The organism is Salinibacterium xinjiangense (genome assembly GCF_014645015.1).
GTDB lineage: Bacteria > Actinomycetota > Actinomycetes > Actinomycetales > Microbacteriaceae > Rhodoglobus > Rhodoglobus xinjiangensis.
In genome coordinates, this window is record NZ_BMLC01000001.1 from 691,273 (window position 1) to 718,026 (window position 26,754).

The 26,754-nt window shown below is 65.8% G+C and carries 24 protein-coding genes; 14 read left to right on the forward strand and 10 right to left on the reverse strand.

Annotated elements, in window-relative coordinates:
* Positions 1-19: 19 nt before the first annotated feature.
* On the reverse strand, positions 20-745 hold the full coding sequence (locus IEW81_RS03265) for a ferritin-like fold-containing protein (RefSeq protein ID WP_097060522.1): 726 nt from the start codon (positions 743-745) through the stop codon (positions 20-22).
* 412 nt (positions 746-1,157) lie between these two features.
* Between IEW81_RS03265 and IEW81_RS03270 the strand changes: the two genes are divergently transcribed.
* The 4 genes from IEW81_RS03270 to IEW81_RS03285 all read left to right on the forward strand — a co-directional run bounded on the left by IEW81_RS03270 (position 1,158) and on the right by IEW81_RS03285 (position 7,211).
* On the forward strand, positions 1,158-2,600 hold the full coding sequence (locus tag IEW81_RS03270; protein ID WP_097060521.1) for a DEAD/DEAH box helicase: 1,443 nt from the start codon (positions 1,158-1,160) through the stop codon (positions 2,598-2,600).
* A 159-nt stretch (positions 2,601-2,759) separates the two neighbouring features.
* Positions 2,760-4,700, forward strand: a complete 1,941-nt coding sequence (locus IEW81_RS03275; RefSeq protein ID WP_097060520.1) for a primary-amine oxidase — start codon at positions 2,760-2,762, stop codon at positions 4,698-4,700.
* Positions 4,701-4,735: 35 nt separating this feature from the next.
* Positions 4,736-5,623: a universal stress protein gene (locus tag IEW81_RS03280; RefSeq protein ID WP_097060519.1), complete on the forward strand. Its 888-nt coding sequence runs from the start codon at positions 4,736-4,738 to the stop codon at positions 5,621-5,623.
* A 73-nt stretch (positions 5,624-5,696) separates the two neighbouring features.
* Positions 5,697-7,211 carry an APC family permease gene (locus IEW81_RS03285; RefSeq protein WP_097060920.1) on the forward strand — a complete coding sequence of 505 codons (1,515 nt, stop codon included), beginning with the start codon at positions 5,697-5,699 and terminating at the stop codon, positions 7,209-7,211.
* Between the two features lie 27 nt (positions 7,212-7,238).
* Here IEW81_RS03285 and IEW81_RS03290 read toward each other — a convergent pair whose 3' ends face one another.
* A complete protein-coding gene (locus IEW81_RS03290; protein ID WP_097060518.1) occupies positions 7,239-8,093 on the reverse strand; it encodes a PHP domain-containing protein in 855 nt (284 codons plus the stop codon).
* Between the two features lie 33 nt (positions 8,094-8,126).
* On the opposite strand from IEW81_RS03290, the gene IEW81_RS03295 reads away from it, so the two are divergent.
* Together IEW81_RS03295 and IEW81_RS03300 are read left to right on the forward strand one after the other, a co-directional pair.
* Positions 8,127-9,140 (forward strand): endonuclease/exonuclease/phosphatase family protein, encoded by a 1,014-nt coding sequence (locus IEW81_RS03295; RefSeq protein ID WP_097060517.1) that lies wholly within the window; start codon positions 8,127-8,129, stop codon positions 9,138-9,140.
* Positions 9,141-9,172: 32 nt separating this feature from the next.
* Positions 9,173-10,669: an aminopeptidase P family protein gene (locus IEW81_RS03300; RefSeq protein ID WP_097060516.1), complete on the forward strand. Its 1,497-nt coding sequence runs from the start codon at positions 9,173-9,175 to the stop codon at positions 10,667-10,669.
* A gap of 54 nt (positions 10,670-10,723) precedes the next feature.
* Here the strand turns inward: IEW81_RS03300 and IEW81_RS03305 are convergent, their stop codons facing one another.
* Entirely contained in the window at positions 10,724-11,221 is a 498-nt protein-coding gene (locus IEW81_RS03305; RefSeq protein WP_229671214.1) for a YflT domain-containing protein, read from the reverse strand.
* A 35-nt stretch (positions 11,222-11,256) separates the two neighbouring features.
* Here IEW81_RS03305 and IEW81_RS03310 point away from each other — a divergent pair, with 35 nt between their 5' ends.
* The 4 genes from IEW81_RS03310 to IEW81_RS03325 all read left to right on the forward strand — a co-directional run bounded on the left by IEW81_RS03310 (position 11,257) and on the right by IEW81_RS03325 (position 15,408).
* Positions 11,257-12,588 (forward strand): magnesium transporter MgtE N-terminal domain-containing protein, encoded by a 1,332-nt coding sequence (locus tag IEW81_RS03310; RefSeq protein ID WP_097060515.1) that lies wholly within the window; start codon positions 11,257-11,259, stop codon positions 12,586-12,588.
* Positions 12,572-13,084, forward strand: a complete 513-nt coding sequence (locus IEW81_RS03315; protein WP_097060514.1) for a DUF1003 domain-containing protein — start codon at positions 12,572-12,574, stop codon at positions 13,082-13,084. Before IEW81_RS03310 ends, IEW81_RS03315 begins: the two co-directional genes overlap by 17 nt.
* Positions 13,077-14,213, forward strand: a complete 1,137-nt coding sequence (locus IEW81_RS03320) for an Mrp/NBP35 family ATP-binding protein (protein ID WP_229671215.1) — start codon at positions 13,077-13,079, stop codon at positions 14,211-14,213. Before IEW81_RS03315 ends, IEW81_RS03320 begins: the two co-directional genes overlap by 8 nt.
* Positions 14,214-14,493: 280 nt before the next feature.
* Positions 14,494-15,408, forward strand: a complete 915-nt coding sequence (locus IEW81_RS03325; RefSeq protein ID WP_097060513.1) for a LysR family transcriptional regulator — start codon at positions 14,494-14,496, stop codon at positions 15,406-15,408.
* Positions 15,409-15,505: 97 nt separating this feature from the next.
* On the opposite strand, the gene IEW81_RS03330 is transcribed toward IEW81_RS03325, so the two are convergent.
* Both IEW81_RS03330 and IEW81_RS03335 read right to left on the reverse strand, forming a co-directional pair.
* Positions 15,506-16,960, reverse strand: a complete 1,455-nt coding sequence (locus IEW81_RS03330) for a pyridoxal phosphate-dependent decarboxylase family protein (RefSeq protein WP_097060512.1) — start codon at positions 16,958-16,960, stop codon at positions 15,506-15,508.
* A complete protein-coding gene (locus IEW81_RS03335) occupies positions 16,957-18,309 on the reverse strand; it encodes an MFS transporter (protein WP_097060511.1) in 1,353 nt (450 codons plus the stop codon). The genes IEW81_RS03330 and IEW81_RS03335 overlap by 4 nt, the downstream gene beginning before the upstream one ends.
* Before the next feature lie 99 nt (positions 18,310-18,408).
* On the opposite strand from IEW81_RS03335, the gene IEW81_RS03340 reads away from it, so the two are divergent.
* Positions 18,409-19,971, forward strand: coding sequence for a succinic semialdehyde dehydrogenase (locus tag IEW81_RS03340; protein ID WP_097060510.1), 1,563 nt, complete (start codon positions 18,409-18,411; stop codon positions 19,969-19,971).
* A 9-nt stretch (positions 19,972-19,980) separates the two neighbouring features.
* Here the strand turns inward: IEW81_RS03340 and IEW81_RS03345 are convergent, their stop codons facing one another.
* A complete protein-coding gene (locus IEW81_RS03345; RefSeq protein ID WP_097060509.1) occupies positions 19,981-20,352 on the reverse strand; it encodes a twin-arginine translocase TatA/TatE family subunit in 372 nt (123 codons plus the stop codon).
* A 63-nt stretch (positions 20,353-20,415) separates the two neighbouring features.
* On the opposite strand from IEW81_RS03345, the gene IEW81_RS03350 reads away from it, so the two are divergent.
* Positions 20,416-21,048 carry an O-methyltransferase gene (locus tag IEW81_RS03350; RefSeq protein WP_097060508.1) on the forward strand — a complete coding sequence of 211 codons (633 nt, stop codon included), beginning with the start codon at positions 20,416-20,418 and terminating at the stop codon, positions 21,046-21,048.
* A gap of 82 nt (positions 21,049-21,130) precedes the next feature.
* Here the strand turns inward: IEW81_RS03350 and IEW81_RS03355 are convergent, their stop codons facing one another.
* The 3 genes from IEW81_RS03355 to dapE all read right to left on the reverse strand — a co-directional run bounded on the left by IEW81_RS03355 (position 21,131) and on the right by dapE (position 23,681).
* Positions 21,131-21,304, reverse strand: a complete 174-nt coding sequence (locus IEW81_RS03355; RefSeq protein WP_097060507.1) for a DUF3117 domain-containing protein — start codon at positions 21,302-21,304, stop codon at positions 21,131-21,133.
* 83 nt (positions 21,305-21,387) lie between these two features.
* Complete coding sequence (locus IEW81_RS03360) at positions 21,388-22,614, reverse strand: putative hexosyltransferase (protein ID WP_229671216.1); 1,227 nt, start codon at positions 22,612-22,614, stop codon at positions 21,388-21,390.
* Complete coding sequence (dapE, locus tag IEW81_RS03365) at positions 22,596-23,681, reverse strand: succinyl-diaminopimelate desuccinylase (protein WP_097060917.1); 1,086 nt, start codon at positions 23,679-23,681, stop codon at positions 22,596-22,598. The genes IEW81_RS03360 and dapE overlap by 19 nt, the downstream gene beginning before the upstream one ends.
* A 26-nt stretch (positions 23,682-23,707) precedes the next feature.
* Between dapE and dapD the strand changes: the two genes are divergently transcribed.
* Together dapD and IEW81_RS03375 are read left to right on the forward strand one after the other, a co-directional pair.
* Complete coding sequence (gene dapD / locus IEW81_RS03370) at positions 23,708-24,637, forward strand: 2,3,4,5-tetrahydropyridine-2,6-dicarboxylate N-succinyltransferase (RefSeq protein ID WP_097060505.1); 930 nt, start codon at positions 23,708-23,710, stop codon at positions 24,635-24,637.
* Positions 24,638-24,953: 316 nt separating this feature from the next.
* The gene (locus tag IEW81_RS03375; RefSeq protein ID WP_097060504.1) at positions 24,954-25,397 is read left to right on the forward strand and encodes a hypothetical protein; all 444 of its coding nucleotides are present in this window, start codon (positions 24,954-24,956) and stop codon (positions 25,395-25,397) included.
* On the opposite strand, the gene IEW81_RS03380 is transcribed toward IEW81_RS03375, so the two are convergent.
* Positions 25,394-26,689, reverse strand: a complete 1,296-nt coding sequence (locus tag IEW81_RS03380; protein WP_097060503.1) for a citrate synthase — start codon at positions 26,687-26,689, stop codon at positions 25,394-25,396. The genes IEW81_RS03375 and IEW81_RS03380 overlap by 4 nt on opposite strands.
* Positions 26,690-26,754 lie beyond the last annotated feature (65 nt).

A 26,754-nucleotide genomic window follows, 5' to 3' on the forward strand; every position in this document is an offset into this window, starting at 1 on the left:
GCCCGACGCGCTGCCCTGCCTAGGCCATCAGGCCGAGTGCATCCATCCGCTGGGTGTGGGCTGTGATCAGTGTGGTGAATACCGGCTCGATCCGCGCTTCGTCAGACCGGTGGTCCTCGCTGTACTGGAGTGCAGATCGGGCCACGAGCATGGTGTCGCCGACTAGCCGGCGTCCCCACATGGCCAGGCGTGCGGAGAGCCGAGGATTCTCCTCGATGGCTTCCGTCAACAGCTCGGCCAACAGCGCTTCCCCCGACTCGCCCGTGAAGATCGCGGCGATACGCCTACCGGTATCGTCGTGGAGACCTCGAGCCAGGCGCGAGAAGAAATCGTCGAGGAATCCGGCGGTCAGGTAGCAGGTCACGACCGTCTCGAACCAGTCGCCCCCACGGGTGTCGCGTTCGAAATCGTCGACAATCCTCGTGAACGGCTGCATCACTGTCGACGGGTCCTCGCCTGCCCTGACGATCTCGCCGACCAGCCGCCGGTGTTTTGCCATGGATAGTTCGGCGGCGCGCCCGATGGCGGTCTTGGCCGCGGTTGTCGGCGCTGTCGAGATCGCCCTGGAGAGGTTTTCGAACAACATCAGCTGCACGTAGGCGGATCGACCGAGGAACTCGACGAGGTCGGGAGTGAACTCCGCCAGTTCGACCTTCGTCGTGGCCTGTTCGCCCCCGCGGGCACGCAAGCGAGGCGTATCAACGCTGCGAGGGGCGCGCGAGAATCGCGAAAACCAATTAGCCACGAAGCCAGCTTATGGTGTGGAAAGGGCAAGGCCGGGATGACAGCGTCGACCCGCAGCGTCGGCTTACAGCGTCGGGTTACACCCCACCGCCGGCATGACACCGGAAACAGCGCGACCAGGCGCGAGTGCACACGTCGTGTCGATGTGCGAAGTGTTCGACGAACGCCTTCCGGAAGGGAGACCGCTGGACGGTGGCGTCAGGATCTAAATGCGGCACGGCGGGCGCGTCCAGGTTCTCGGCGATCCGGCGGTGCGGCGACTGGTCATCGACGCTGCCGCCCCGCCCGGGCCGGATGCTGACGGTTATCAGGGGGCGACCCGCTAAACTGGATACATACCTCCCGTTCTGGCGGAGGTCCTGCGCCCCAGGACACAACGGGCGTACCTCGTTATCTGTTAGGGCATGAATCTTTTGACATTTGCAGAACTCAATATCGATCAGGACATGGTCGACGCTCTCGCCACCAAGGGCATCATCGAGCCGTTCCCCATCCAGAGCCAGACGATCCCCATGGGGCTCGCCGGCCAGGACATCATCGGGCAGGCCAAGACCGGAACGGGTAAGACCCTCGGATTCGGGCTGCCCCTGCTCCAGTCACTCGGCACCGACCCGGAGCCCGGCGTCAAGGCCCTGGTAGTGGTACCCACACGCGAGCTGTGCGTGCAGGTTGCCGAAGACCTCGTGCTCGCGGCATCCAATCGCAAGACCAAGATTGCGGCCATCTACGGCGGCAAGGCCTACGAGGGTCAGGTCGAAGAGCTCAGGGCTGGCGCGCAGGTCGTGGTCGGCACGCCCGGTCGACTGCTCGACCTCGCATCGCAGCGACTGCTGTCGCTGAAAGACGTCAAGGTCATGGTGCTCGACGAGGCAGACAAGATGCTCGACCTCGGCTTCCTGGCCGACATCGAGAAGCTGTTCGCCCAGACCAGCCCGACCCGCCACACCATGCTGTTCTCGGCCACCATGCCCGGCCCGATTGTGGCTCTCGCGCGCCGGTTCATGAACAAGCCCATCCACATCCGCGCCACAGACCCGAATGAGGGCCTGACGCAGGCGAACATCAAGCACATTGTCTACCGCGCCCATAATCTCGATAAAGACGAGGTCATCGCGCGCATCCTCCAGTCAGAGGGTCGCGGTAAGACCGTGGTCTTCACACGCACCAAGCGTGCCGCCGCCAAGCTGGTCGAAGAGCTGGGTGACCGCGGCTTCAATGCCGCTGCCGTGCACGGAGACCTCAACCAGGAGCAGCGCGAGCGCGCCATGGCCGCGTTCAAGGCCGGCAAGAAAGACATCCTGATCGCCACGGATGTCGCGGCACGAGGCATCGACGTCAACGACGTGACCCACGTCATCAACCACACCATCCCCGACGACCACGACACCTACCTGCACCGCGCCGGCCGCACCGGTCGCGCGGGCAAGACGGGAATCGCGGTGACGTTCGTCGACTGGGACGACATGCACAAATGGTCGCTGATCAACCGTGCGCTCGATATGGGAATCCCGGAGCCGACCGAAACCTATTCGTCGAGCCCGCACCTCTTCACCGACCTCGACATCCCCGAGGGCACGAAAGGTCGCCTGCCAGGTGCCCCGCCGGCCCGCGCCCGTGAGGCCGCACCCTCGTCGGCTGGCCGCGATGGTCGCCCGCCGCGCTCCGGTGGCGATCACGGTGGTCGCCCGTCGCAGGGTTCGGGTTCACGCCCGTCGCGCGAGCGTTCGACTGATGCCGTGCGCGACAGCGCGGCAGGCGGAGGTACTCACGATGGCGCGGCTCCGTCACGCCGAAGCCGCACGCGCACCCGCCGGGGCGGCTCCAGCACTCCCGGAAACACGCCACCGACCAACTAGCAGCAATTCTGGTCGGTCATCCGGCACGGGGCGAATCCCCGGCAGTGGCCCGGCGCGGAGTGAAGATCGAGAAGGTCCGCTCCGGGGTTTACCCACCCCGAGCGCGGTGCGATACTGACAGCGACGAACACCGCGGTTCGTTTCTGACAGGATTCTTTCATGACTTTTCATCCGCTCGACCCGCTCACCTCGACCGAGTTTTCACACGCATCCTCGATCCTCACGAGGGAAAAGGGAGTCGCCGACGGTTGGCGCTTCGCGTCGATCGAGATGCTCGAGCCGTCGAAGGCAGCAATCGCCGGGTTCTCCGCCGCCGGTACCGTTCCTGACCGCGCGGCTCGATTGGTCGTGCTCAACCGCGCCGAGAACTCGACCTACATCGCCGTCGTGTCGCTGACGACGGATTCACTGGTCAGCTGGACCCACGTCCCCGACGTGCAGGCCAACTTCACCGTCGACGAGTGGGAAGAGTGCGACGCGATTCTTCGTGCGCACCCCGAGGTGATCGCGGCTCTCACACAGCGGGGCATCACGGACCTCGACCTTGTGTTCATCGACACCTGGACGTACGGTGCCGCCCTGATTCCCGAGAAATACGCGGGTCGGCGACTGGGCTGGAGCGACATCTGGGTGAGAGCGCAGGCCGGCGGGAACCCGTATGCGGGGCCGGTGAATGGACTGCACTTCGTCATCGATGTGAACAGCATGCAACTGCTGGAGATCGAAGACTCATTCTCGGTGGACCGGCCAGAGATCATGGGCGAGTACGTTCCGCATCTCATCCCGGAGCGCATCAAGAACGCCTCACGACGACCACCTCGCAAGCCCCTGGATGTCGTACAGTCAGACGGCCCGGGCTTCGAGGTCGACGGTCATCTCGTGACGTGGCAGAACTGGTCGCTGCGCGTCGGATTCAACTACCGCGAGGGCATGACCCTGCACGCGCTCAGCTACCAGGACGGCGACCGCGTGCGCCCGATCGCGAACCGACTCTCGTTTGCCGAGATGGTGGTGCCGTATCGCGACCCGAGCGTCGACCATTTCCGGCGCACAGCCTTCGACATCGGCGAGTGGGGACTGGGTTTCATGACCACCTCGCTCGAGCTCGGTTGCGACTGCCTGGGCGAGATCCGCTACATCGACGCCGTCATGCACGACTCACACGGCCAGCCGTACGACATCCCCAACGCCTTCTGCGTCCACGAGGAAGACAACGCCCTGCTCTGGAAGCACGTCGATCACGACACGGGAGCCGAGGTGCGTCGATCGCGACGGCTCGTCGTCTCGTTCCACGTGACCGTCGCCAACTACGAGTACCTCGTGTATTGGCGCTTCTACGAAGACGGCAACATCGAGTGCGAGGTGCGTGCGACGGGAATCATGGTCGTCACCCATCTCGCAGAGGGGCAGGCCCACCCCAACGGCACCCTCGTCGACAACCGCACGTACGCCCCATTCCACCAGCACTTCATTGTGGCCAGGATGGATCTGGATATCGACGGCCCCGAGAACACCGTGTACCGCTCCGAGACTCAGATCCAGCCGATCAGCGAATCCAATCCGCACGGTCTCGGCCTGACGGTAGCGAACACGCCGATGGAGATCGAGGGTCACGACGACTTCGACTGGAACACCCAGCGAACCTGGAAGATCACCAACGAGAACTCCACGAACTCTCTCGGCACGCCGGTGTCGTACAAGCTGGTGCCGGGCGGCGCGATTCCCTCATTCTTCCCGCCGGGAGCCCCGGTGCTCGAGCGAGCGCAGGTCATCGGCCACACGGTGTGGGTTACCCCGAACGATCCGGAAGAGCGCTGGCCCAGCGGCGAGTTCGTCAACCAGTCGTCCGTCGATCATGGGCTTCCCGAATGGCAGAAGGCCGGCCGAAATGTACGCAACACCGACGTCGTGGTCTGGTACGTCTTCGGAATCCACCACATCACCCGCCCCGAGGAATGGCCCATCATGGCCGCCGACGTTGTGAGCTTCTGGATGAAACCCGCGAGCTTCTTCGACCGGAACCCCGCCCTCGACGTCGCCCCGAGTGCCAGTGCCCACTGCGCACCCGGCGGAGACCACGCCGGTCACGAGCACCACTGACTCTTCGATAGCCACCCGACGCAAGGAGTTCACCCGTGACCCGGACAGCCAACTATGTCGTCGCATACGAGGCGACCGACCGCGGGCGTGATGCTGTGCAACTCGGGGTCGCCCTCGCCAGGCTCACGGCGGCGGAATTGCGGATCTGCCTCATCCTGCCCACGTCGTCGGCGGTTCCCGCAAAGGTTCCCGCGGGTGCGTCCGAGTACGGGTCACTCCTCGCAGCGCAGGGACGGGATTGGCTCAGCGAGGCCGCCGACCTCGTGCCGTCAGACGTGACAGCCACCACACACCTGCTGTGGGCGGAGTCGACATCAGAGGGCCTGATCCGGGCATCCGTCCAATTCGATTCCGACCGGATCGTGGTTGGCGCCGCGAGCTATGGCGTCCTGCAGCGCTTCACCGTGGGAAGTATCGCCAACGCACTGCTGCACGCATCGCCGGTTCCCGTCGCGCTCGCTCCCCGTGGGTATCTCGCCCCCGCCGCCATCAGCCGAATCACCTGCGCCATGGGAACACGACCGGGGTGGAAGGCACTGCTGGAATCGATGGTCGCCATCTCAGAGGGGCTGCCGGTCGACCTGCGCTTCGTCACGCTGGTCGAGGTGGACGCGGCCCGGTCGGGTCAGGCAATCGACCTCTCTGCGGCCAGCGCTGCCCACCTCACCAGTGTCGTCGAGCATTTCGAGAAGGACTCCACCTCCAGCGGATTCGTCACCACCGAAGTTGCAGAGGGCCGCAGCGTCGAGGATGCCGTCGAGAAACTGGACTGGCGTGTCGACGAGATAGCCCTGGTGGGTTCGTCCCGGCTCGCGCAGCCCTCCAGGATCTTCCTGGGCGTCACAGCGAACCGGATGCTGCATTCCCTGCCGGTTCCACTCATCGTCGTTCCGACCGCTGCCGCGGCCAACTCCCCCTCTTAGCTTCCCTGCTGCTGCCACACGAAGGATCGATCTCATGGCAAGTTCTCCCACCCCCTCATCGCCAGCCGCCACCATGCCGGCAGCGACAGTGACCGGAATCTCTCCCAAAGGTCTGAGTGCCGGCTCGATCGGTCTCCTCGGCGCGACGGTGATCGGTATTTCCTGTATCGCGCCCGCCTACACCCTCACAGCCTCTCTCGGCCCGACCGCCGCCGCTGTGGGAACCCAGATGCCGGGCATCTTCCTGGTCGGCTTCCTGCCGATGCTGCTCGTGGCACTCGGCTACCGCGAGTTGAACAACGCGATGCCCGACAGCGGAACGTCGTTCACCTGGGCGACGCGCGCATTCGGGCCGTGGCTCGGATGGCTCGGTGGCTGGGGCCTGATCGTCGCCACGGTCGTGGTGCTGTCGAATCTCGCAGGGGTAGCCGTCGACTTCCTCTACCTCGCGCTGGCGCAGCTCTTCGGAAATCCCGGCATCGCTGACCTCACCAACACGTTGTGGATCAACATCGGCACCTGCCTGGTCTTCATGGTGGCCGCCTGTTATGTCTCATATCGAGGGATGGAGACGACCAAAGCGGTGCAGTATGTGCTTGTCGCCTTCCAGCTGATCGTGCTCGTGTGGTTCTCCATCTCAGCCGTAGTGCACGTCACCAATGGTTCGGCGTTCGATGCTCTCCCCTTCGACGCGAGCTGGTTCAACCCGTTCGCGGTGCCGTCCTTCTCCGCCTTCGCCGCCGGAGTCTCCCTGTCGATCTTCATCTTCTGGGGCTGGGACGTCACCCTCACGATGAACGAGGAGACGAAGAATCCGGAGACGACACCGGGTCGTGCTGCGACACTGACCGTCGTCATCATCTTCCTGCTGTACATCCTCGTGGCCGTGGCCACCCTGATGTTCTCCGGAATCGGAACCGGTGAGTTCGGGCTGGGCAACGAAGACATCTCAGGAAACGTCTTTGCTGCGCTGGCCGGACCGGTGATGGGGCCGTTCGCCATCCTGCTGTCGCTCGCCGTGCTGTCGAGCTCTGCGGCATCCCTCCAGTCGACGTTCGTCGGCCCGGCACGCACCATGCTCGCCATGGGTCATTACGGTGCCTTCCCCCGGCGATTCGCCAGGATCAGCCCCACCTTCAAGTCACCGGGATTCGCCACCATCATCGCTGCGGTCGTCGCCTGGGGCTTCTACGCCGTGATGCGCGCGTTGAGCACCGACGTGCTGACCGACACGATCCTCACCCTCGGCATGATGATCTGCTTCTATTACGGGGTCACCGCCCTCGCCTGCGTGTGGTATTTCCGCAAAGAAGCGCTCTCGTCGGCCCGTTCGTTCTTCCTCAAATTCCTGGCGCCACTTGTCGGCGGGGTCATCCTCGCGGTGATCTTCGTCACGACGCTCATCGACTCTATGAACCCCGAGTATGGAAGCGGTTCGAACATCGGTGGTGTCGGACTCGTCTTCCTGCTCGCCGTGTTCCTGCTGGTCGCGGGTATCGTGCTGATGTTCGTGATGCGGGCCGTGAACCCGGCCTTCTTCCGGGGCAAGACGCTTCGAAGGGGCACCTCACTGGACGCCCAGCGCTGAGCCGGGCGTGGGGCGCGGGGCGCGTCCTCAGCCGCGGAAGGCCTGCGAGCCGGTGCCGGCCGCCATGATCCGTTCCAGCACATCCGGGGCTGTCGAGTTCTCGGCGAGTCGATTCGGCTTGCCCTCGCCGTGATAGTCACTCGACCCCGTCACCACCAATCCGAACTTCTCGGCAAGCGCGAGCAGCCACAGCTTGCCGTCGTCGGTGTTGTCGCGGTGGTGCACCTCCAGCCCGAACAGCCCGTTGTCGACGAGCTCGCGAACGACCGAGTCATCCATCGACCGGTATCTGCCCTGGGTGGCGGGATGCGCGAGCACCGGCACTCCCCCGGCCGCGACGATCATCCGCACCCCCTCGAGCGGTGACGGCGCGTAGTACTTCTCGTTGTAGCCGCCCTGCCAGTGCAGGATGCTCTCGAATGCGGCACTTCGGTTGGCCACGAAGCCTTTACGCACGAGGGCGTCGGCGATGTGCGGGCGACCCAGGGTCGTGCCATCCTGCGCCTCGGCGAGCACGTCGTCCCAGGTGAGGTCATAGTCTGCCGCGATCTTCTCGACGATCTTCTCGGCCCGGCGAAGCCGCCCATCGCGGATGCGCGCTGTCTCAGAGACGATGCCCGCATCCAGCGGATCGAACAGGTAGGCCAGCATGTGCACGCTCGCCGGGCCGTAGTTCGTGCTCAGTTCCATGCCAGGAACGACCGTCAGCCCGGTGCCGGATGCCGCGGCAAACGCCTCCTGCCACCCCGCCGTCGAGTCGTGGTCGGTGATCGCCACAGTGCTGAGCCCAGCGGCGATGGCGGCCTGCACCAACTGCGTCGGAGTCTCGGTTCCATCGGATACCGCGCTGTGAGTATGGAGATCGATGGGTCGGTCGGGCATTCTCAAAGCCTATTGGCATAGGCTCAGCCCGCAATGATCCGACGAACCCTCGCAGCCATCATCATCGTGGTGACCGCCCTGGCCCTGCTCGTCGTCGCCTGGCCGCAGTTGTTCGGGGCGGCGAGACTGCCGATCCTCGCGCAACTCGTGTCGCTTCGGGGAGCTGCTGCCAGCGTGGGGTTCGGCATCGTGGCGTTACTGGTGATCGTGGCGCTCGTGTCCGCGCGCGTGCGGCGGTTTGCGGCATCCATGGCGGCGATCATGCTGGTGTTCTGCCTCGTCAACCTCGTCGTGCTGTCTGCCCGCGGTTTCGGCGACACGGCTTTTGCCGACCGGACCGATTCGGATGTGACGGTGCTCAGCTGGAACACCCTCGGCGACCTCCCTGGCGCAGACACCATCGCACAGCTGGCGATCGAGGCTGGCGCCGACGTCGTCGTGCTGCCCGAGACATCCAGGGCTGCTGGAGAGGCGGTCGCCGCCCTGATCAGCGATGCGGGTCTCCCCATGATCGCCCACACGACCTCGTATGACGAGGTATCGAAAGCCCGGTCGACCACGCTTCTCATCGGCGTCGGCCTGGGTGAGTACACGGTGGATGAGCTGGCACGCACCACGTCGGTGCTGCCGTCCGTGGTCGCCAGCCCGGCCGACGGTTCCGGGCCAACGATCGTGGCCGTGCATCCGGTCGCCCCTATCCCCGGCGAGATGGCTCACTGGCGGTCCGACCTGCAATGGGTGAAGGATGCCTGCAGCGGCGACAACGTGATCATGGCGGGCGACTTCAACTCGACCCTCGACCACTACGCAGGTCTCGGTGTGGCACCGGGGGCTGCCGTGGGCAATTGCGTGGATGCCGCCGCCACCACCGACAACGCCGCCGTCGGCACCTGGCCCTCCGCGGCGCCCGCAGTCCTGGGTGCCCCGATCGACCACGTTATGTCGACCCCGAATTGGCGGGCCACCGGAATGCGCGTCATCACGACCCAGGATGACTCAGGCAGCGACCACCGCCCGATCGTCGCCCAACTGACCCCGGCAGACTGACGGCACGGACCGACCGGGTGGAGAATGGATGCATGGCTGACTCCACCGCATCCTCCACTGCCCCCCGCGCCACCTCGAACCGCTCGACGACTCCGCTGTCGTCCACGTTCACCGACTACATCTCGTCACAATGGGCAGACCGACCGGATGTCACCCCGTCACCGCGCGACCAGTCCGCGTTCGCCGCCGCCCGGCGTGACCGCATCTCTGCCGCTCATCCCGATAAGCGGCTGGTCATCCCTGCCGGCGCTGCCAAGGTGCGATCCAACGACTGCGACTATCCGTATCGCGCCCACTCCGCCTTCGCCCACCTCACGGGCTGGGGTTCGGATTCGGTCCCCGGAAGCGTGCTCGTGATGGAGCCGACAGGGAATGGGCATACCGCGACGCTGTACTTCCGTGAGGCTGCCGGGCGCGACACCAACGAGTTCTACGCCAACCCCGAGGTTGGCGAATTCTGGACGGGCCCTCGCCCCTCGCTCGCCCACGTCGCAGCCGACCTCGGGCTCGCGACCGCAGGGCTCCCCGCATTCTCTGCCGTCATCGACAACGTGGATGCCGCCACCCTCGTCGTGCGCGACGCCGACCGCGACGTGACCGACCAGATCGACGGGCGCCGCCTGCTCGCAGCAGACAGCGACATCGCCGTGGAGCTCGAGACCGATGGCGACACCGAGCTCGCCCGTGACCTCAGCGAACTGCGACTGGTGAAGGACGCGTTCGAGATCGCCGAGATGCGTGCCGCTGTTGCTGCCACCGGCCTCGGATTCGACGACGTGGTCGGCGACCTGCCGCAGGTGGTCGCGCACACCCGGGGCGAACGCCTCGTCGAGGGCACGTTCAACCGACGCGCGCGCGCCGAAGGAAACACCGTCGGGTATGACACGATCGCGGCATCCGGCGCCCACGCCTGCATCCTGCACTGGACGCGCAATGACGGCGCCGTCGTGCCGGGCGACCTGATCCTCATCGACGCCGGCATCGAACTCGAGAGCTACTACACAGCCGACGTGACCCGCACGCTTCCTGTCAACGGCACGTTCACCGAGGTGCAGCGCCGCATCTACGACGCCGTGCTGGAAGCGGCGGATGCTGCGTTCGCCATCGTGAAGCCGGGGCTGACGTTCCGCGAGATCCACGCCGAAGCCATGAAGGTCATCGCGAGGAAGACCGCGGAATGGGGCCTGCTGCCGGTCAGCGCCGAGGAGTCGCTGGAGCCGGATCACCAGTACCACCGCCGCTACATGGTGCACGGCACGAGCCACCACCTCGGCATCGACGTGCACGACTGTGCTGCCGCGCGCCGAGAGCTCTACCTCGACGGTGTGCTGGAGGCCGGCATGGTGTTCACGATCGAACCGGGGCTGTACTTCCAGCCCGACGACCTGAGCGTGCCGGAGCAGTACCGCGGCATCGGCGTGCGGATCGAAGATGACATCCTCGTCACAGAGGGCGGCGCCGAGAACCTGTCGATCGGCATCCCTCGCACGGCCGACGACGTGGAGTCGTGGCTGCGCGGTGGAGCGTAGATAGTTCCGCCGCTGGTCACATGACCCGGCGTCGGGGGAGCCCGAGACCGTGGCTTATGCCGTCGGATGCTCCTGCAGCGCCTGCTGCGCCTTCGCGGTCAACTCCGGATCGATGATGATCTGGTAGTTGCTGGCGAGCACCTGGTGGGTGGAGGTGAAATCCCGGCGGCGGCGGCTGATGGTGTAGGTGACGATGCTGAAGATCATCCCGAAGCCTGCTCCGATAAGCAGTGCGGCGCCGACGATACCGAATGTCTGGGTGCTCGGCGGGGTGAAGAGAGTGAAAATCAGGCCGAGAAAAAGTCCAAGCCAGGCTCCGGATGCCGCACCCGCGATAGCGGCCCGGCCGTATGTCTGCTTGCCGGTGACCCGCTCCACGGTCTTCAGGTCGTTGCCGACGATCGAGAGCCTGGCGACTTCGAAATCTGCCTTGGAGAGGCGATCGACAACGGACTGTGCCTCGAGGTAGGTGTCGTAGGTGCCCAGAACATCGCCCTTGGGAACACTGGGAAGGGAGAGGCCACGCCGACGGAACATGCTCTGGTTGGTCACCGGGCCATTGTGCCACGCAGCGGTAGGGTTTTACCGTGAGCACGTCGAGAGTATTCGCCGCCCGCCTGGTCGGGTGTTCCGTTTTCGACCCCAATGGCGACCGAGTCGGCAAGGTTCGCGATGTGCTCGTCGTCTACCGCTCACAGGGCAGCCCCCGCGTGGTCGGAATGGTGCTCGAGGTACCGGGCAAGCGACGCGTCTTCCTGTCGATCGGCCGCATCACCAGCATCGGATCCGGCCAGATCATCACGACCGGACTCATCAACCTGCGCCGCTTCGAGCAACGTCGTGGTGAGGTCAGGGTGATGTCGGAGCTCCTGGGCCGCTCGGTTCGACTTCGCGATGGCTCTGGCGAGGCCAACATCGAGGATGTCGCGATCGAGGAGACGGGGCTCGGAGAGTGGGAGGTCACCCAGGCGTTCCTGCGCCGCCCCAGGACGACCACCTTCACGAAGGGTGCCACCCTCTTCATCGCGTGGTCCGACATCATCGAGAAGACCGACACCGGCGAAACGCAGTCGGCGACCCAGCTCGTCGCGAGCTACGCAGACATGCTGCCCGCCGACCTCGCCACCGCCATGCTCGACCTGCCGGAGCAGCGGATGCTCGAGGTCGCTTACGAGCTGTCTGACGACCGCCTCGCCGACGTTCTCGAGGAGATGCCAGAGAACGAGCAGGTCGACATCATGAACCAGCTCGCCGACGACCGCGCGGCTGACGTGCTCGACCAGATGCAGCCCGACGACGCCGCCGACCTCATCGCGCACCTCAGCGATGAGCGCGGCGAGACGCTGCTCGACCTCATGGAGCCCGAAGAGGCCGAAGACGTGCGCTTCCTGCTGTCGTACGCACCAGACACCGCGGGTGGCCTGATGACGACGGAACCGATCATCGTCTCGGCGGATTCGACTGTCGCCGAAGGCTTGGCCCTGATCCGTCGCCACGAGCTCGCGCCAGCCCTCGGCGCGGCGATCTGCGTGACCCTTCCGCCCTATGAGCCGCCGACCGGCCGGTTCCTCGGCATGGTGCACTTCCAGCGCATGCTCCGCTATCCGCCCAACGAACGACTCGGCACCATCGTGGACTCGACGCTCGAGCCCGTGCACTCGGGTACGAGCGCAGCGGAGGTCTCGCGCATCCTCGCCAGTTACAACCTCGTGTCTGTGCCCGTCGTCGACGACAATCACCGACTCGTCGGGGTGGTGACCATTGACGATGTGCTCGACTACCTGCTTCCGGACGACTGGCGAAGTTCGACGAACGACGCAGAAGAGCCGGCTGTTTTCACCAACACTTCGACCGCATCGGTAACCCTGAGAAAACCGACACGACCAGGCAGGAGGTCACCACGTGGCACGCGACCGTAGCTCTCGCCCCAGCCGTTCAGACTCGCGCCTGGACTCCCCCCGCGGCCTGCGCACCACCCCATCGATTTTCCAAAGCCGCGACAGGTTCGGTCGATTCACGGAGGCCATTGCGCGAGGCATGGGAACGCCGTGGTTCCTGTTCGGCCTGTCGATCTTCGTCATCCTCTGGATGATCTACAACACGCTCGCCCCTGAGGGCATCAGGTTCGACTCCGCCGCGATCGGATTCACGGCGCTGACGCTGATCCTGTCGCTGCAGGCCTCCTATGCAGCGCCCCTGATCCTGCTTGCACAGAATCGCCAGGATGACCGCGACCGCGTCACCATCGAGCAGGATCGGCAGCGCGCCGAACGCAACCTCAACGACACCGAGTACCTGGCCCGGGAGGTGGTGGCACTTCGGCTCGCGATGAAAGACCTCGCGTCGAAGGACTTCATCCGGTCTGAGCTGAAGTCCCTGCTCGAGGAGCTCGAGGAGAAGAAGCCCGGTGGCTGAGCGGGCGGCAACCGAGCGGCTCGAAGCTCTCGTGAGGCAGTCGCTCGAACAGGTCATCGACCCGGAGATCCGCCGGCCCGTGACAGAGTTGGACATGATCGGCGGTGTGACGGTCGACGAGACCGGCGTGGCATCCATCGACCTGAAATTGACGATCGTCGGATGCCCCGCAGCCAGGACGATCGAGCGTGACGTGCACCACGCCGTCGCCGGCACCCCGGGCGTGACCGGCGTGACAGTCAATGTCGGTGTGATGACGCCGGCCGAACGCGAGGCCCTCACCGCGAAGCTGCGCGGCGGCCGCCCCAAGGCCCTGCAGTTCGGCCCGGAGTCACTGACCCGCATCTACGCGATCACGAGCGGGAAGGGCGGCGTCGGCAAGTCGACTCTCACGGCCAACCTCGCCGTGGCGATGGCCGAACGCGGACTCCGCGTCGGGCTCATCGACGCCGACGTGTTCGGATTCTCGATTCCCGGCCTGCTCGGCATCGCCGGCGCCACGCCCACCCAGGTCGGCGAGATGATCCTGCCGCCGGTCGCGCACGGCGTGAAAGTGATCTCGATCGGGATGTTCGTGGAAGACCACACCGCGGTGTCGTGGCGCGGGCCCATGCTGCATCGCACCATCCAGCAGTTCCTCACCGACGTGTTCTTCGGCGACCTCGACGTGCTGCTGCTCGACCTGCCGCCGGGCACCGGCGACATCGCCATCTCGCTCGGCCAGCTGCTGCCCCAGGCCGAGGTGATCGTCGTCACCACACCGCAGGCCGCCGCCGCCGAGGTGGCGGAGCGCAGCGGGCTCGTCGCGCGCCAGACCGGCCAGGCCGTGATCGGGGTGATCGAGAACATGTCGGGGCTCGTGCAGCCCGACGGCAGCATCCTCGAGCTGTTCGGTTCCGGCGGAGGGGCGGATGCCGCGGCCAGGCTCTCCACGCCGGAGCAGCCGGTGCCCGTGCTCGGGTCGGTGCCGCTGAGCATCTCCCTGCGCGAGGGTGGGGATTCTGGCCTGCCGGTAATCCTGGCTTCACCGGACGATCCTGCGGCCAAGGTCATCCGCGGCATCGCCGAGGCACTGTCAACTCGCTCTCGCGGCCTCGCGGGCCGCAAGCTCGGCCTCAGCACCTACTGAGCTGCCCCCGGATCCCGCCGCGACGAACTGCCCTTAAATGCAGAACGCCCCGGTCGGGTGACCAGGGCGGTGCGGTACCGGAAAGTCCGGCTCGGGCGTTACGCGCGACGGGTGGGCATGCGACGGTATCCGTCGCGCAGTGCAACCACGAAGGTGCCGGAGATGGCCGCCACGAGGAGCGCTGCTGTGATGATCAGTTCGAAGTTCATAACTCTATTCCAGTGCCTACAACCTTGTAGAACAAGCTGATCTTACTTAGGCAACCGTGTAGTTTAGCTTCATGGATATTCGCCGGCTGGAGCTGCTGAGGGAACTCGCGGATCGCGGAAGCATCACCGCCGTCGCACTCGCAACACACCGCACCACCTCGGCCGTCTCCCAACAACTGAAGATCCTGGAGCGGGAGGCAGGAGTGCCACTCACCGAGCGATCGGGCCGCGGGGTCGCACTCACCTCGGCGGGCCGGGCACTCGCCCGCACGGCCACGGACGTCGCCACAGCCATCGAGCGCGCGGAGGCGCTGTGGGCCGACTTCCGGTCGGCACCCCAGGGCGAGGTCACGATCACCATCTTCCCGACCGCCGGGCAGATGTTCCTGCCGGGCGTCCTCAATCGCGTCGCCGAGATGCCCGGTCTCCAGCTGATCTGCAGCGACCTCGACAGCTTCGTCACCGACATCGCCGACCTCACGGCCGACTTCGACATCGTCATAGCGGATGCCCCGGGAATCCTGCCCTCGTGGACCGAACGGGGGCTGACCGTGGTCCCGCTCATGCGCGAACCCCTCGATATCGCCATGCCCGAAGGCCACCCGCTCGGCGCGAAGAAGTCTCTCACCCCCGCCGATGTGATCGACCAGGACTGGATAGGTGTTCCGTCAGACCTCCCGTTCGACCGGATCCTGCGCGGGATCGAAGCGGCCAATGCTGCGCCGGCGCGGGTCACCCAGCGCATCGCCGACAACCGCATCGTGGAGTCGCTGGTTGCCGCAGGCCACGGCATCGGGATCCTCCCCCGCTACACGACCCGCGATCGCGAGAACGGTCTGGTCACCCGACCGCTGGTCGGGGTCAGGTCGTCGAGGCTGATCAGTGCTCTCGTACGACCGGACCGTGCGCAGCGCCCCTCGGTGCGAGCCGTGCTCTCCGCATTCCAGGCCGAGGCCGCCGAGTTCGAGCAGCGCCACGAAGGCTGAACCCGGCGCCTATTCGACCGTGCGGCCCTATTGGACCGTGCGGCCTGTTCGACAGTGCGGCCTGTTCGACAGTGCGGCCTGTTCGACAGTGCGGCCCTTATTCGATGGTGCGTGCGATGAGTTCCGTGAGCAGCCGTTCGGTCACGGGAGCCGGCAGCGCCGTGATGAGCGCGAGAAACGGCGCCATCTTCTCGGGCAGGCCCGACGCATCCGTCGCGACGAGTCCGACCTCGGTCAGCACTCGCAGCGCCGACTCCGAATCCAGCGGTTCGGTGAGCGAGTCGAGCAGCCCCTCGGGCAGCGAAGCGAGGGCGTCGTCTGCAGACACCGGCGGCACCCCGCGAACCGCTCCAGCGGCGCTCATGAGGGCATCGGCAAGCCCGGCCATCACGCTCTCCGTCACGGGCGTGATCGTGAGGTGGGTGGTGTGCGGCAGGGTCACACCGAAACTCTGGTTGAGTCCGGGCTGCAGCTGCAGCATCCATCCGTGTGATCGCACCTCGTCGGCCCAGTGGTGCGGGTCGACCCTGCGCTCTTCGGGAACGCTCTCGTCGGTAGCGATGGCGAGCAGCGGGCCGACGGGCGAGCCGACCACTCGCAGCCCCTCGATGAAGTCGATGAGCTCGACGAGGAAGGCCGTCGACCTGGCGCAGGATGCCGCGAGTTCGGCGAGCCCGTCGCGACCCAGTGCCCGGGTGATGGCCCAGCCCGCGGCGAGCGCTCCCGCCGACTTCGACCCGAGCATGGTCGCGTTGACCACCGGATACCCGGGCCACTGGGTCGTCGAGAAATACTGTGCGCGCTGACGATCCCGACCGCGAGTCAGCAGCACCGATATGCCTTTCGGGGCATACGCGAACTTATGGAGGTCTGCGCTCATGCTCGTGACGCCGTCGACCCGGAAGTCCCAGGGCTCGAGGCCTTCCCAGAACGGCAGCACCCATCCGCCGATGCACGCGTCGACGTGGCAGTCGATGCCCTGCTCGAGCGCGGCCGCGGCGATCGCGGCGATCGGGTCGATGGCCGCATGCGGGTAGCTCGGGGCAGACACGACCACGAGAGCGACATCCGGCCCCATGCGTTCGATCATGACGTCGGTATCGACGGTCCCGTCGGGAAGCACCGGCACGAGATCGAGGTCGAGACCGAAGTAGTGCGCGGCCTTCTGGAACGCCGCATGCGCGGTGACGGGAGCGAGCAGCCTGGGCTTTCCGTCGCCCGTCCAGTTGTCGCGGGCCGTCTTGACCGCGAGCAGGCAACTCTCTGTACCGCCCGTCGTGACGCTGCCGACGACGTCATCGTCTCCGTTCAGCATGTCGCGCGCGAACGCGACGACCTCGCGCTCCATGACAGCGACCGAGGTGAACGTGGTGGGGTCGAGCCCGTTGACCGGCTGCACCATCCGGATGGCGTCGGCGGCCAACTGGTCCAGTTCGGCAACTCCGGAGTCGTAGACGTACGACAGCACGCGACCGCCGTGGGTGGGAGCATCGGCTTCCCTCAGTTCCGCCAGCCTGGCGAGCACATCTGACGGTTGTTCCTGCAAATTCATGCGATGGTCCTTTCGCTGAGCCGATCGATGTCTGCCCTTCGCAGCGGATAACGCGAGAAAGACCAGAGCGATGCCGCAATGATCACGGCCGGCACGAGGCTGAAGCTCAAAACGATACCCACGATTGTGCCCGGTTGCTGCACGACAACCTGTTCACCGACAGATTCAAGGTAACCAGATGCCGCAAGCACGACGGTCAGCACTGTTGCGCCGAGCGCCATCCCCGTGGTCTCCCCCGCCGTCCACACTCCACCGAACGTGCCTGCCGAGCCGATTCCGTGCCTGTGCGCGTCGTGGGAGATGACGTCGGGCAGCATCGACATCGGCAACGATTGCATGCCCGCGTATGCGGCCCCCGCGAGCGCGACGGGCGCATAGATCCATTCACCAGGAATCCACACCTGGAGGATCATCACCAGGGCCGCCAGCCCGAACAGCAGCGATGCGAGCCGGAAGGCGCGTTCCTTGCCGATGCGAGCCGCGACCAGCGCCCATACGGGAGCGAAGATGACCGCTGGTGCGATGAGCGCGACAAACAGGATCGTGACGCCCGTTCCGAGCACCCACGTCGCAACATACTGCGCGCCTGCCAGCATCAGGCCCGTCGCAAGCCCCTGGAGCAGGAAGGTGAGCAGCAGCGCTCGGAACGGCTGGCTGCGCCTCAGCGCGGCCAGCCCGGCGCGGTACGTGTCGAGGATGGAAACCCGGGCGACCTCGGCGGAGAGACCGCGCGGTGCGACAAAGCTGGAGACGAGCATCCCGAGCCCGATGACGATACCAGCGACGACGGCCATCACGAGGTACCCGGTGTGCTCGTCGGCAAACGCATCCCTGATCTCGGGGGCACCGGCACCGAACAGCAGGATCGCGATGGTCAGCACAACCACGCGCGCCGAGATGAGCTTCGTGCGCTGGTCATAGCCGTCAGCGAGCTCGGCGGGCAGCGCGATGTACGGCACCTGGAACAGGCTGAACGCCGTGGCCGTGATGAGAAAGGCGACGAGCACCCAGAACCCGGATGCGAATGGGTCGATACCGGCCGGCACGGCAAAGGTCAGGATGAAGAACACCGGCAGGGCGACAGCGCCAAGCACCATGAAGGGTCGCCTCGATCCCCACACCGCAAGGCTCCGGTCGCTGTGCGCGCCGATCACGGGGTCGATAATCACATCCCAGGCCTTGGCGACGGTGACGAGGATCCCCGCGGCCAGGGCCGCGATGCCGAGAGTGTCCGTTAGGTAGAAGACCAGCACGAGGCCCGGCAGGGTGGCGAATCCGCCGGTCCCGAGCGAACCGATGGCGTACGTGGCGATTGTTCTTCGGGTGAGAACCCGCGGCAGTGCGGTCATTTCCCTGAGTGTAGTGAGTGCCTGGCCCCGTACTCACGAGCCGGATGCGAGCCGCGGCTTGCCGGTGTGGACACGATCACGCCCGCGTAGGCTTGCGCCATGCCAGCAACGATGCGAACTGCTCCGATCAGCGACGCGAGAATCGCAGAACTGGTCGCCGACCTGACTGCCACGAACGGGACGACCGCGGAGGTCATCGCCCCGTTCACGGGCACCGTGCTGCACAGCCTGCCCGTGTCGAATGCCGGCGATGTGCAGGATGCCGCGGCCGCCGCCCGCGTCGCACAGCAGGCCTGGCGTGCCGCCGGTTTCGCCCACCGCCGTGCCGTGCTGCTCACGGCCCACGACCTGCTGCTGGAGCGCGCGAAGGAACTGCTCGACATACTGCAGACGGAGAGCGGCAAGACCCGCGGACAGGCATTCGAGGAGGTCTTCGAGGCAGCGAGCGTCGCCCGCTACTACGCGGTGTCTGCCCGAAACGTGCTGAAGACCCGCCGACGACGGGCCAGCATCCCGGTCGTCATCCAGACGCGCGTCAGCCACAAGCCCAAGGGGCTCATCGGCGTCATCACCCCGTGGAACTACCCGATCGCGCTCTCGATCATGGATGTGGTCCCCGCTCTCGCCTCGGGCAATGCCGTAGTCCAGAAAGCCGACAACCAGGGCGCACTGTCGATTCTCGCGTCACGTCGTGCCTTCATCGATGCCGGGGTTCCCGAGGCGCTGTGGGCCGTGGTCGCTGGTGATGGCACCGAGATCGGCAACGCGGTGGTGGATGCCGCCGACTACGTGTGTTTCACCGGATCCACGGCCACCGGCACGAAGGTGGGTGAGCGCGCGGCAGCGACGCTCACCGGAGCCTCGCTCGAGCTCGGCGGAAAAAATCCGCTGATCGTTCTCGACGACGCGAAGCCCGCCGAGGCTGCCGCCAACGCCGCATACGCCGTGTTCTCATCGATGGGCCAGCTGTGCGTCTCGATCGAACGCATCTACGTCGACCGGACGATCGCCACGGAATTCATCCGCGCTTTTGCCGAGCGCACGAGGAGCCTTCGACAGGGGTCAGCCCTGAACTTCTCCACCGATGTCGGCTCCCTCACCTCGGCCGCCCAGCTCGAACGCGTCAGCAGGCATGTGGATGACGCCGTCGCTAAGGGAGCCACCGTCCTCGCCGGGGGTCGAGCCCGCCCCGACCTCGGCCCATACTTCTTCGAGCCGACGGTGCTGACCGGGGTGACGCCGGGCATGGAGTGCTTCGCCCACGAGACGTTCGGCCCGGTCGTGGCGATCACCGTGGTCGAAGGCGAGGCAGAGGCGATCGCGGCAGCCAACGACTCGGAGTTCGGGCTCAACGCTTCGGTGTTCACCGGGTCGCGCGCGCGGGGGCGGCGGATCGCCGACCTGCTCGACGTCGGCAGCGTCAACATCAACGAGGGCTACCGGGCATCCTTCTCGAGCACAGACGCACCCATGGGCGGAATGAAGCATTCCGGCATGGGTCGGCGAAACGGCGCGGAGGGGCTGCTGCGCTTCGTCGAGGCACGCACTGTCGCCGAGTCGACCGGCATCATGAACCTCCCTCGCACCGGCGAGGAGTGGGAAAAGATGACCGGGCTGATGACCGCGGCCCTGAAGGTTCTCAAGGCCCTGCGACGCCGCTGAGCTTTCGCGCTAGGTCGACTCCGTATCGTGGGGCGTCGGCAGGTTCTCCCTGAGCATCCGTTGGCGCTGGGCGTACGCGGACTCGGCGGGGGGTCGCACGACGGCTGGCTTCGCTGGCTCATCCGGACCTTCGAGAAGAGCCTCGCGGATGATGCGGCGCGGGTCGTACTGCCGCGGATCCATCTTCTTCCAGTCGATCTCGTCGAAGTCGGGGCCCATCTCCTCCCGCATGCGCTCCTTCGCGCCATCCGCCATACCCCTGATCGATTTCACGAGCCTCGCGAGCTGGGATGCGTAGTAGGGCAGTCGCTCAGGGCCGAGCAGGAAGACAGCGATGATCCCAATAACGAGAAGTTTTTCGAAAGTGAGACCGAAGGACACTCGCTCAGGATACCCGCTGTATGACGCGAGTAACCCTAGAGTTGGCCCAGTGAGGAGCACCCCGTGTCAGACAAGCTGTTGAGCTGGAAATTCGCCGAAGAGTTCGCTGTGGAGCGCCCTGATGTGCTCGCGGCTCGCCTGCACTCCCTCGAACTCGGGATCGAGCCGATAACCCCGTCGATGGGTGCGCAGCTCGCCGTGATTGCGGCAGCCACCGGGCCCACCAACATGATCGAGATCGGCACCGGTCTCGGGGTCAGCGGCATGTGGCTGATGCACGGGGCGCCGGAAGCCGTTCTCACGACCATCGACTCCGAGCTGGACTACCAGCAGCAGGCCCGCAAGGCGTTCGGAGATGCCGGTATTCCAGCAAACCGCATCCGGCTCATCTGCGGCAGGGCGCTTGACGTGCTCCCGCGCATGAACGAGGGCAGCTACGACCTGGTCTTCATCGACGGGGATCCACAGTCTGTCGTCGAGTACGTCGAGCACGGGTTGCGACTGGCCCGCCGCGGCGGCACCGTCGTGGTCGCCCACGCACTCTGGAAGGGCCGGGTGGCAGATCCGGCCCAGCGTGACGACGTCGTCGCGAATTTCAGGTTCCTGCTCAACGAGATCGCCGGTTCGGATGACGTCATCGGAGCGCTGTCACCCGTGGGCGACGGCCTGCTGCAGCTCACCAAGCTCACCGACTGACGCTGCTACCCCGGCGGCGGACAGCCGCATCCGGGCACGAAAAATCGGACGCCGCCCGAGGGCGACGTCCGATAGTGATCGATCAGACGGGCGCGACGACTCCGGCAAGCGCGTCGTGAAGTTCTTTCGCCTCGGCATCATTGACGGAGACGACCAATCGCCCCCCACCCTCGAGTGGCACGCGGACGACGATGAGGCGACCTTCTTTGACAGCCTCCATCGGCCCGTCACCGGTCCTCGGTTTCATGGCGGCCATGATGGTTCCCCTTTCACAAAGAATACGTCTCCTATTATCGTTCATTCCTCGCGTATCGAGAAAACGAGCGCTGCTGCTGCCGCTCACGGCGGCGTCCAGTCCTGGCCATCGACCCACCAGCCGAACTGCACCCAGGCCCACTGGCCGGCGATACACAGGGCGACCAATAGCAGGCGATAGGTGGTCGACTTCGGCAACGCCAGCACGCCGAGCGCGGGGAACAGCGGCATCAGCAGACGGAAGAGGCTGGACTGTGGGAAGAAGACCGCCAGCAGGTACAGGGCGTAGCTGGCGATCCAGAAGCGCAGGTCGACGCCGATACGGCGCGCCCACGGCGACAGGAGCACGGCGAAGAACCCCGCGACGATGATCACCAGCAGCACGAGCAGCAGCGGCTGCGACATCCCGAACCACGGTGCCCAGAATGCCGTTGCGCTCACCCAGGCGGTGAACGGCACCAGCTGCCCGTCGCCAATGTACGCCGCGCGCCATGCAAGCTCGGTGTCGGTGTAGGCCGTGATCGACCCTGTGACGGCCCACGCGATAAGAAGCCAGGCCACACCGCTGAACGCGCTGAAGAGTCCGACACTGATGGATGCCACGCGATCGCGCAGCGCGAACTCCTCCCTGTCGCGGGCTGTGGGCCGCTGCAGCCACCACCGGTACCCGACGTGCAACAGCATCGTCAGGGCGAACGCCAGGCCGCTGGGGCGGGTCAGTGACATGACGGCGACCACCGGGATGAGCAACCAGTAGCGGCGCTGCACCAGGAGATAGAGCGCGAGGGTGAGCAGCAGCAGATGCATCGGCTCCGCATACGACACCTGCAGGATCGGCGACAGCGGTGCTGCACAGAAGAGCACGACAGCGAACAGCGCGGTGCCGCCGGGCAGTGCCAGGTGCATCAGCTTGTAGAACATGAGCGCCGCGGCCAGCGAGAATGCCACAGAGACGCCCACCGCCACCACGGGGAAGCCCTGGCCGGTCAGCTGCATGAAGAACCTGACGACGGCCGGATACGCGGGCATGAAGGCCCAGGCGTTCTCGGCAACACGGCCGTCGGCCGTCATGGGCAGCGTCCACGGATATCCCACGGCGCTGATGATGTAGTACCAGTGACCGTCCCAGATCGCCGCGAAGTCGAAGTAGTCCGGCTTCGGACCCGTCCACGGGTTCGCATCCTGCCTCGCGGCGAACGACGTCATGATGATGGTCGTGACGACCCGGGATGCGACGAAGATCACGACGACCTTCACCCACCACGGCGTGAGCCGATAGCGAGCGACGAGTGCTACGGAGCGCTTAGCCACGCACGAAGCCCCCGCTCGCACTCCAGGATTTCGCTGACCGCGACGCGCTCGTCGTCAGCATGCGCCTTGAGCGGATCTCCTGGGCCGTAGTTGACCGCAGGGATGCCGAGGGCAGAAAAGCGCGCGACGTCCGTCCAGCCGTACTTCGGGGCGGCTTCTCCCCCGACCGCCGCAAGGAAAAGTCGTGCGAGAGGCGCGTCGAGCCCTGGCCGTGCTCCTTCGGCCATATCGGTGACCTCGATCTCGAAGCCGTCGAAGACCTCGCGCAGGTGGGCCTCAGCCTCGGCCGCGCTGCGGCTCGGCGCGAAGCGGTAGTTGATGCTGATCACGGCGAGGTCGGGTATCACGTTGCCGGCAACTCCGCCGGTGATACCGACAGCGTTCAGGCCCTCACGGTAGACCAGGCCGTCCACTTCGATGTGCGCTGGCGTGTACGCCGCGAGAATGGCGAGCACGGGGGCGGCGTCGTGAATAGCGTTGCGGCCCACCCAGGAGCGGGCGGAGTGCGCACGCAGGCCGCGCAGCGTCACGTTCGCCCTGGCCGTGCCGTTGCATCCACCCTCGATCTTCGCGCTTGTCGGCTCCCCCAGGATCGCAAAATCGCCCTCGAGCAGATCGGGCCGTGTGCGCGCCAGCCTGCCGAGACCGTTGAGAGCGCTGTCGACCTCCTCATGGTCGTACCAGATCCAGGTGAGATCGACGGGGGGCGCAGAGAGTTCGGCGGCGAGCTTCAGGGCGACCGCCACTCCACCCTTCATGTCTGCGGTTCCACGGCCGACGAGGAAGCCGTCCTGCTCGACCACCGGGAGGTTGTGGTTGATCGGCACGGTGTCGATGTGGCCCGCGATCACGACCCGGCGATCGCGGCCCAGCGTGGTTCGCGCCACGATGGCGTCGCCATCCCGCACCATTTCGAGGTGCTCGCAACCGGCGAGCGCTGCCATGATGGCGTCGGCGATGAGCTTCTCGCCACCCGAGACCGACTCGATATCGCACAGCTGGCGGGTGAGCTCGACCGACGTTGCGGCGAGGTCGAGAAGGGGGACGGCACGTTCGGTGTCAGGCACCCGACCAGTTTAAGTACTCTTGGGGAATGACTTCGCGCGCTGCATGGGGCTACGGGCTTGCCACCGTTGCCGGAGACGGAACCGTTCTCGACACCTGGTTTCCCAGGCCGGTACTCGGCGCACTGCCTGCGGGCACTGATCCATACATCGCACCTGCCGAATTCGAAGACCTCGAGAGCGCAGACGAGCGCCGCAATGTGACCATCGACTTCCGCACGGTCGAAATCGACCTGGATGCCCCGCCGGCCTCCACGGAAGATGCCTACCTGCGACTGCACCTGCTCAGCCACCTCCTCGCGCAGCCCAACACGATCAACCTCGACGGCCTCTTCGGGCACCTGCCGATCGTCGTGTGGACCAACGCCGGTCCCGTGCATCCCGACGACTTCGACCGGCTGCGCCCCCGGCTGCAGCGCGCCGGGATCGCCGCCACCGGCATCGACAAGTTCCCGCGACTGCTCGACTACGTGTCACCCACTCGCGTGCGCATCGCCGACGCCTCACGCGTGCGGCTGGGCGCCCACCTCTCCCCGGGCACCACGGTGATGCACGAGGGCTTCGTGAACTTCAATGCGGGCACCCTCGGCACATCCATGGTCGAGGGCCGCATCTCACAGGGGGTCGTGGTCGGCGACGGGGCAGACATCGGAGGCGGGGCATCCATCATGGGCACCCTTTCCGGCGGCGGAACCGAGCGCATCTCGATCGGGGCCCGCGCGCTGCTCGGGGCGAACTCCGGCGTCGGCATCTCCATCGGCGACGACACGGTGGTCGAGGCTGGGTTGTACGTGACGGCGGGCACCAAGGTCATCCTCGCCGACGGGGCGACGATCAAGGCGGTCGAGTTGAGCGGGATGCCAGGGCTGCTGTTCCGACGCAATTCGGTGACCGGCGCGGTCGAGGTGCTCACGCGCTCGGGCAAGGGCGTGGAGCTCAACACCTCGCTGCACGCGTAGCGGCGGTAGCGGCATCCGGCTGCATGCTTCCGAAATGACGGAGATCCGGATGCCCCGCGGCGCGATACTGCGAACCTGCAGCCCACGGCGAGCTGTTTCTCCGTCATTTCGGAAGGGGACGTCGGCGCGCGCGATGTTTGACGTACTGCCGCGCATTGCACAGAACGGGCCCGGCGGGCCGGACGGGCTACCGGACACGACGGGCCCAGCGGGCTGCAGGACACCACGGGCACGACGGGCACGTCGGCGCTGCCGCCTGTCCGCCACGACGGTCTGCTGCGACAGCATGCCCGTGAGAGGCCGCTAGCGTTGTCCCATGAGGGTTCCCCGGGCACTGTTGCTGGTCGCCGCCGTTGCGATGGTGGCGGGGTTCGGGATGCTCGCGCAGCTGTTGTTCGCTGGCGCCGAGCCGAGCGAGCAGACGTTCACGGGCTTCTACAGTTCAGACAGCGACATCCGGGTCACGAATCTGACCATCAACGGCGGACACGTCGCAGTGGGTTACTCGGTGGATGTGCTCGTCGTTCCGAATGGGGTATCCACGGGCATCCGGTGCGGCATGGTCGACACCAGCGGGCGGCTCGACTTCTTCGAGGCCAGTCGCACGCGTGCTGGAACAGGGACGTGGACCCGGCTCGCGTTCGAGGCGAACTTCGAACTACCCGAACTCACCCTGGGTATGCGGTGTTCACCGGATCACGCGGGCCAGTTGACCGTGATCTTCCGTGATGCCGAACTGCATGCCACCGTCATCGACTAGCGCTGCGGCCAGTTTCTGACCTCGGAGCCCGTGTACAACTGCTGCGGGCGGCCGATCTTGGTCATGGGATCTTCGTTCATCTCGCGCCAGTTCGCGATCCACCCGGGAAGGCGGCCTATGGCGAACAGCACCGTGAACATCCGGGACGGGAATCCCATCGCCTTGTAGATCACGCCGGTGTAGAAGTCGACGTTCGGGTAGAGCCTGCGCTCGATGAAGTAGTCGTCCGCGAGCGCTACCGCCTCGAGCTCCTTGGCGATGTCGAGGAGGTCGTCCTTGACGCCGAGAGCCGCAAGCACCTCGTCCGCGCTCTCCTTGACGAGAGTCGCGCGCGGGTCGAAGCTCTTGTACACGCGGTGGCCGAAGCCCATCAGGCGGATGCCGTCTTCCTTGTTCTTGACACGTTCGACGAACTTCTCGACGCCCTCACCTGACGCTTTGATCTCGGCGAGCATCTTCAGCACGGCCTCGTTCGCGCCGCCATGGAGCGGCCCGTAGAGGGCGTTGATCCCGGCGGAGATCGAGGCGAAGATGTTGGCCTCGGTCGAACCGACGAGCCGCACCGTCGACGTCGAGGCGTTCTGCTCGTGGTCTTCGTGCAGGATCAGCAGGCGGTCGAGCGCCTTGGACAGCACGGGGTTGACCTCGTAAGGCTCTGCGTGATTGCCGAAGTTCAGTTTCAGGAAGTTGTCGACGAAGCTCAGGCTGTTATCCGGGTACAGGAGGGCCTGGCCGAGGCTCTTCTTGTGCGCGTACGCGGCGATGACGGGCAGCTTGGCCAGCAAACGAATGGTCGAGATCTCGACCTGCTCAGGATCGCGGACATTGAGCGAGTCTTCGTAGTACGTCGACAGCGCAGACACGGCGCTCGACAGCACCGACATGGGATGCGCGTTGGGCGGAAGCGCATCGAAAAAGCGGCGCAGGTCTTCGTGCAGGAGCGTGTGTCGACGCACCTTCTCGTCGAACTCCCCGAGCTGGTCGGCTGTGGGCAGCTCGCCGTAGATCAGCAGCCAGGCGACCTCGAGGTACGTCGAGTTTTTGGCGACGTCTTCGATGGCGTAGCCGCGATACCGCAGGATGCCCTTGTCGCCGTCGATGAAGGTGATCGCACTGCGTGTGGACGCGGTGTTGACGAAACCCTGATCGAGAGCCGTATACCCGGTCTGCTTCATGAAAGTGGAGATGTCGATGGAGTCGTGGCCATCAGTGCCCCGGATCACCGGGAACTCGGCGCTCCCGCCAGGAAAGTGGAGGGTGGCCTTCTCGGGGACTGGACCGGCTGCATTCACGCCTACAGCTTAGGGTGCGGCTCCGACTACTGTCACATGACCCAAAGGATGCTGCTGCGGGTTGT

What these genes read in the sequence shown, in the direction of transcription:
- dapD (WP_097060505.1), top strand. Translation starts at nt 23,708, where the DNA reads ATGACTTCGCGCGCTGCATGGGGCTACGGGCTTGCCACCGTTGCCGGA.
- IEW81_RS03285 (WP_097060920.1), top strand. Translation starts at nt 5,697, where the DNA reads ATGCCGGCAGCGACAGTGACCGGAATCTCTCCCAAAGGTCTGAGTGCC.
- IEW81_RS03375 (WP_097060504.1), top strand. Translation starts at nt 24,954, where the DNA reads ATGAGGGTTCCCCGGGCACTGTTGCTGGTCGCCGCCGTTGCGATGGTG.
- IEW81_RS03335 (WP_097060511.1), bottom strand. Translation starts at nt 18,309, where the DNA reads ATGACCGCACTGCCGCGGGTTCTCACCCGAAGAACAATCGCCACGTAC.
- IEW81_RS03355 (WP_097060507.1), bottom strand. Translation starts at nt 21,304, where the DNA reads ATGGCCGCCATGAAACCGAGGACCGGTGACGGGCCGATGGAGGCTGTC.
- IEW81_RS03275 (WP_097060520.1), top strand. Translation starts at nt 2,760, where the DNA reads ATGACTTTTCATCCGCTCGACCCGCTCACCTCGACCGAGTTTTCACAC.
- IEW81_RS03300 (WP_097060516.1), top strand. Translation starts at nt 9,173, where the DNA reads ATGGCTGACTCCACCGCATCCTCCACTGCCCCCCGCGCCACCTCGAAC.
- IEW81_RS03340 (WP_097060510.1), top strand. Translation starts at nt 18,409, where the DNA reads ATGCCAGCAACGATGCGAACTGCTCCGATCAGCGACGCGAGAATCGCA.
- IEW81_RS03325 (WP_097060513.1), top strand. Translation starts at nt 14,494, where the DNA reads ATGGATATTCGCCGGCTGGAGCTGCTGAGGGAACTCGCGGATCGCGGA.
- IEW81_RS03330 (WP_097060512.1), bottom strand. Translation starts at nt 16,960, where the DNA reads ATGAATTTGCAGGAACAACCGTCAGATGTGCTCGCCAGGCTGGCGGAA.
- IEW81_RS03295 (WP_097060517.1), top strand. Translation starts at nt 8,127, where the DNA reads ATGATCCGACGAACCCTCGCAGCCATCATCATCGTGGTGACCGCCCTG.
- IEW81_RS03290 (WP_097060518.1), bottom strand. Translation starts at nt 8,093, where the DNA reads ATGCCCGACCGACCCATCGATCTCCATACTCACAGCGCGGTATCCGAT.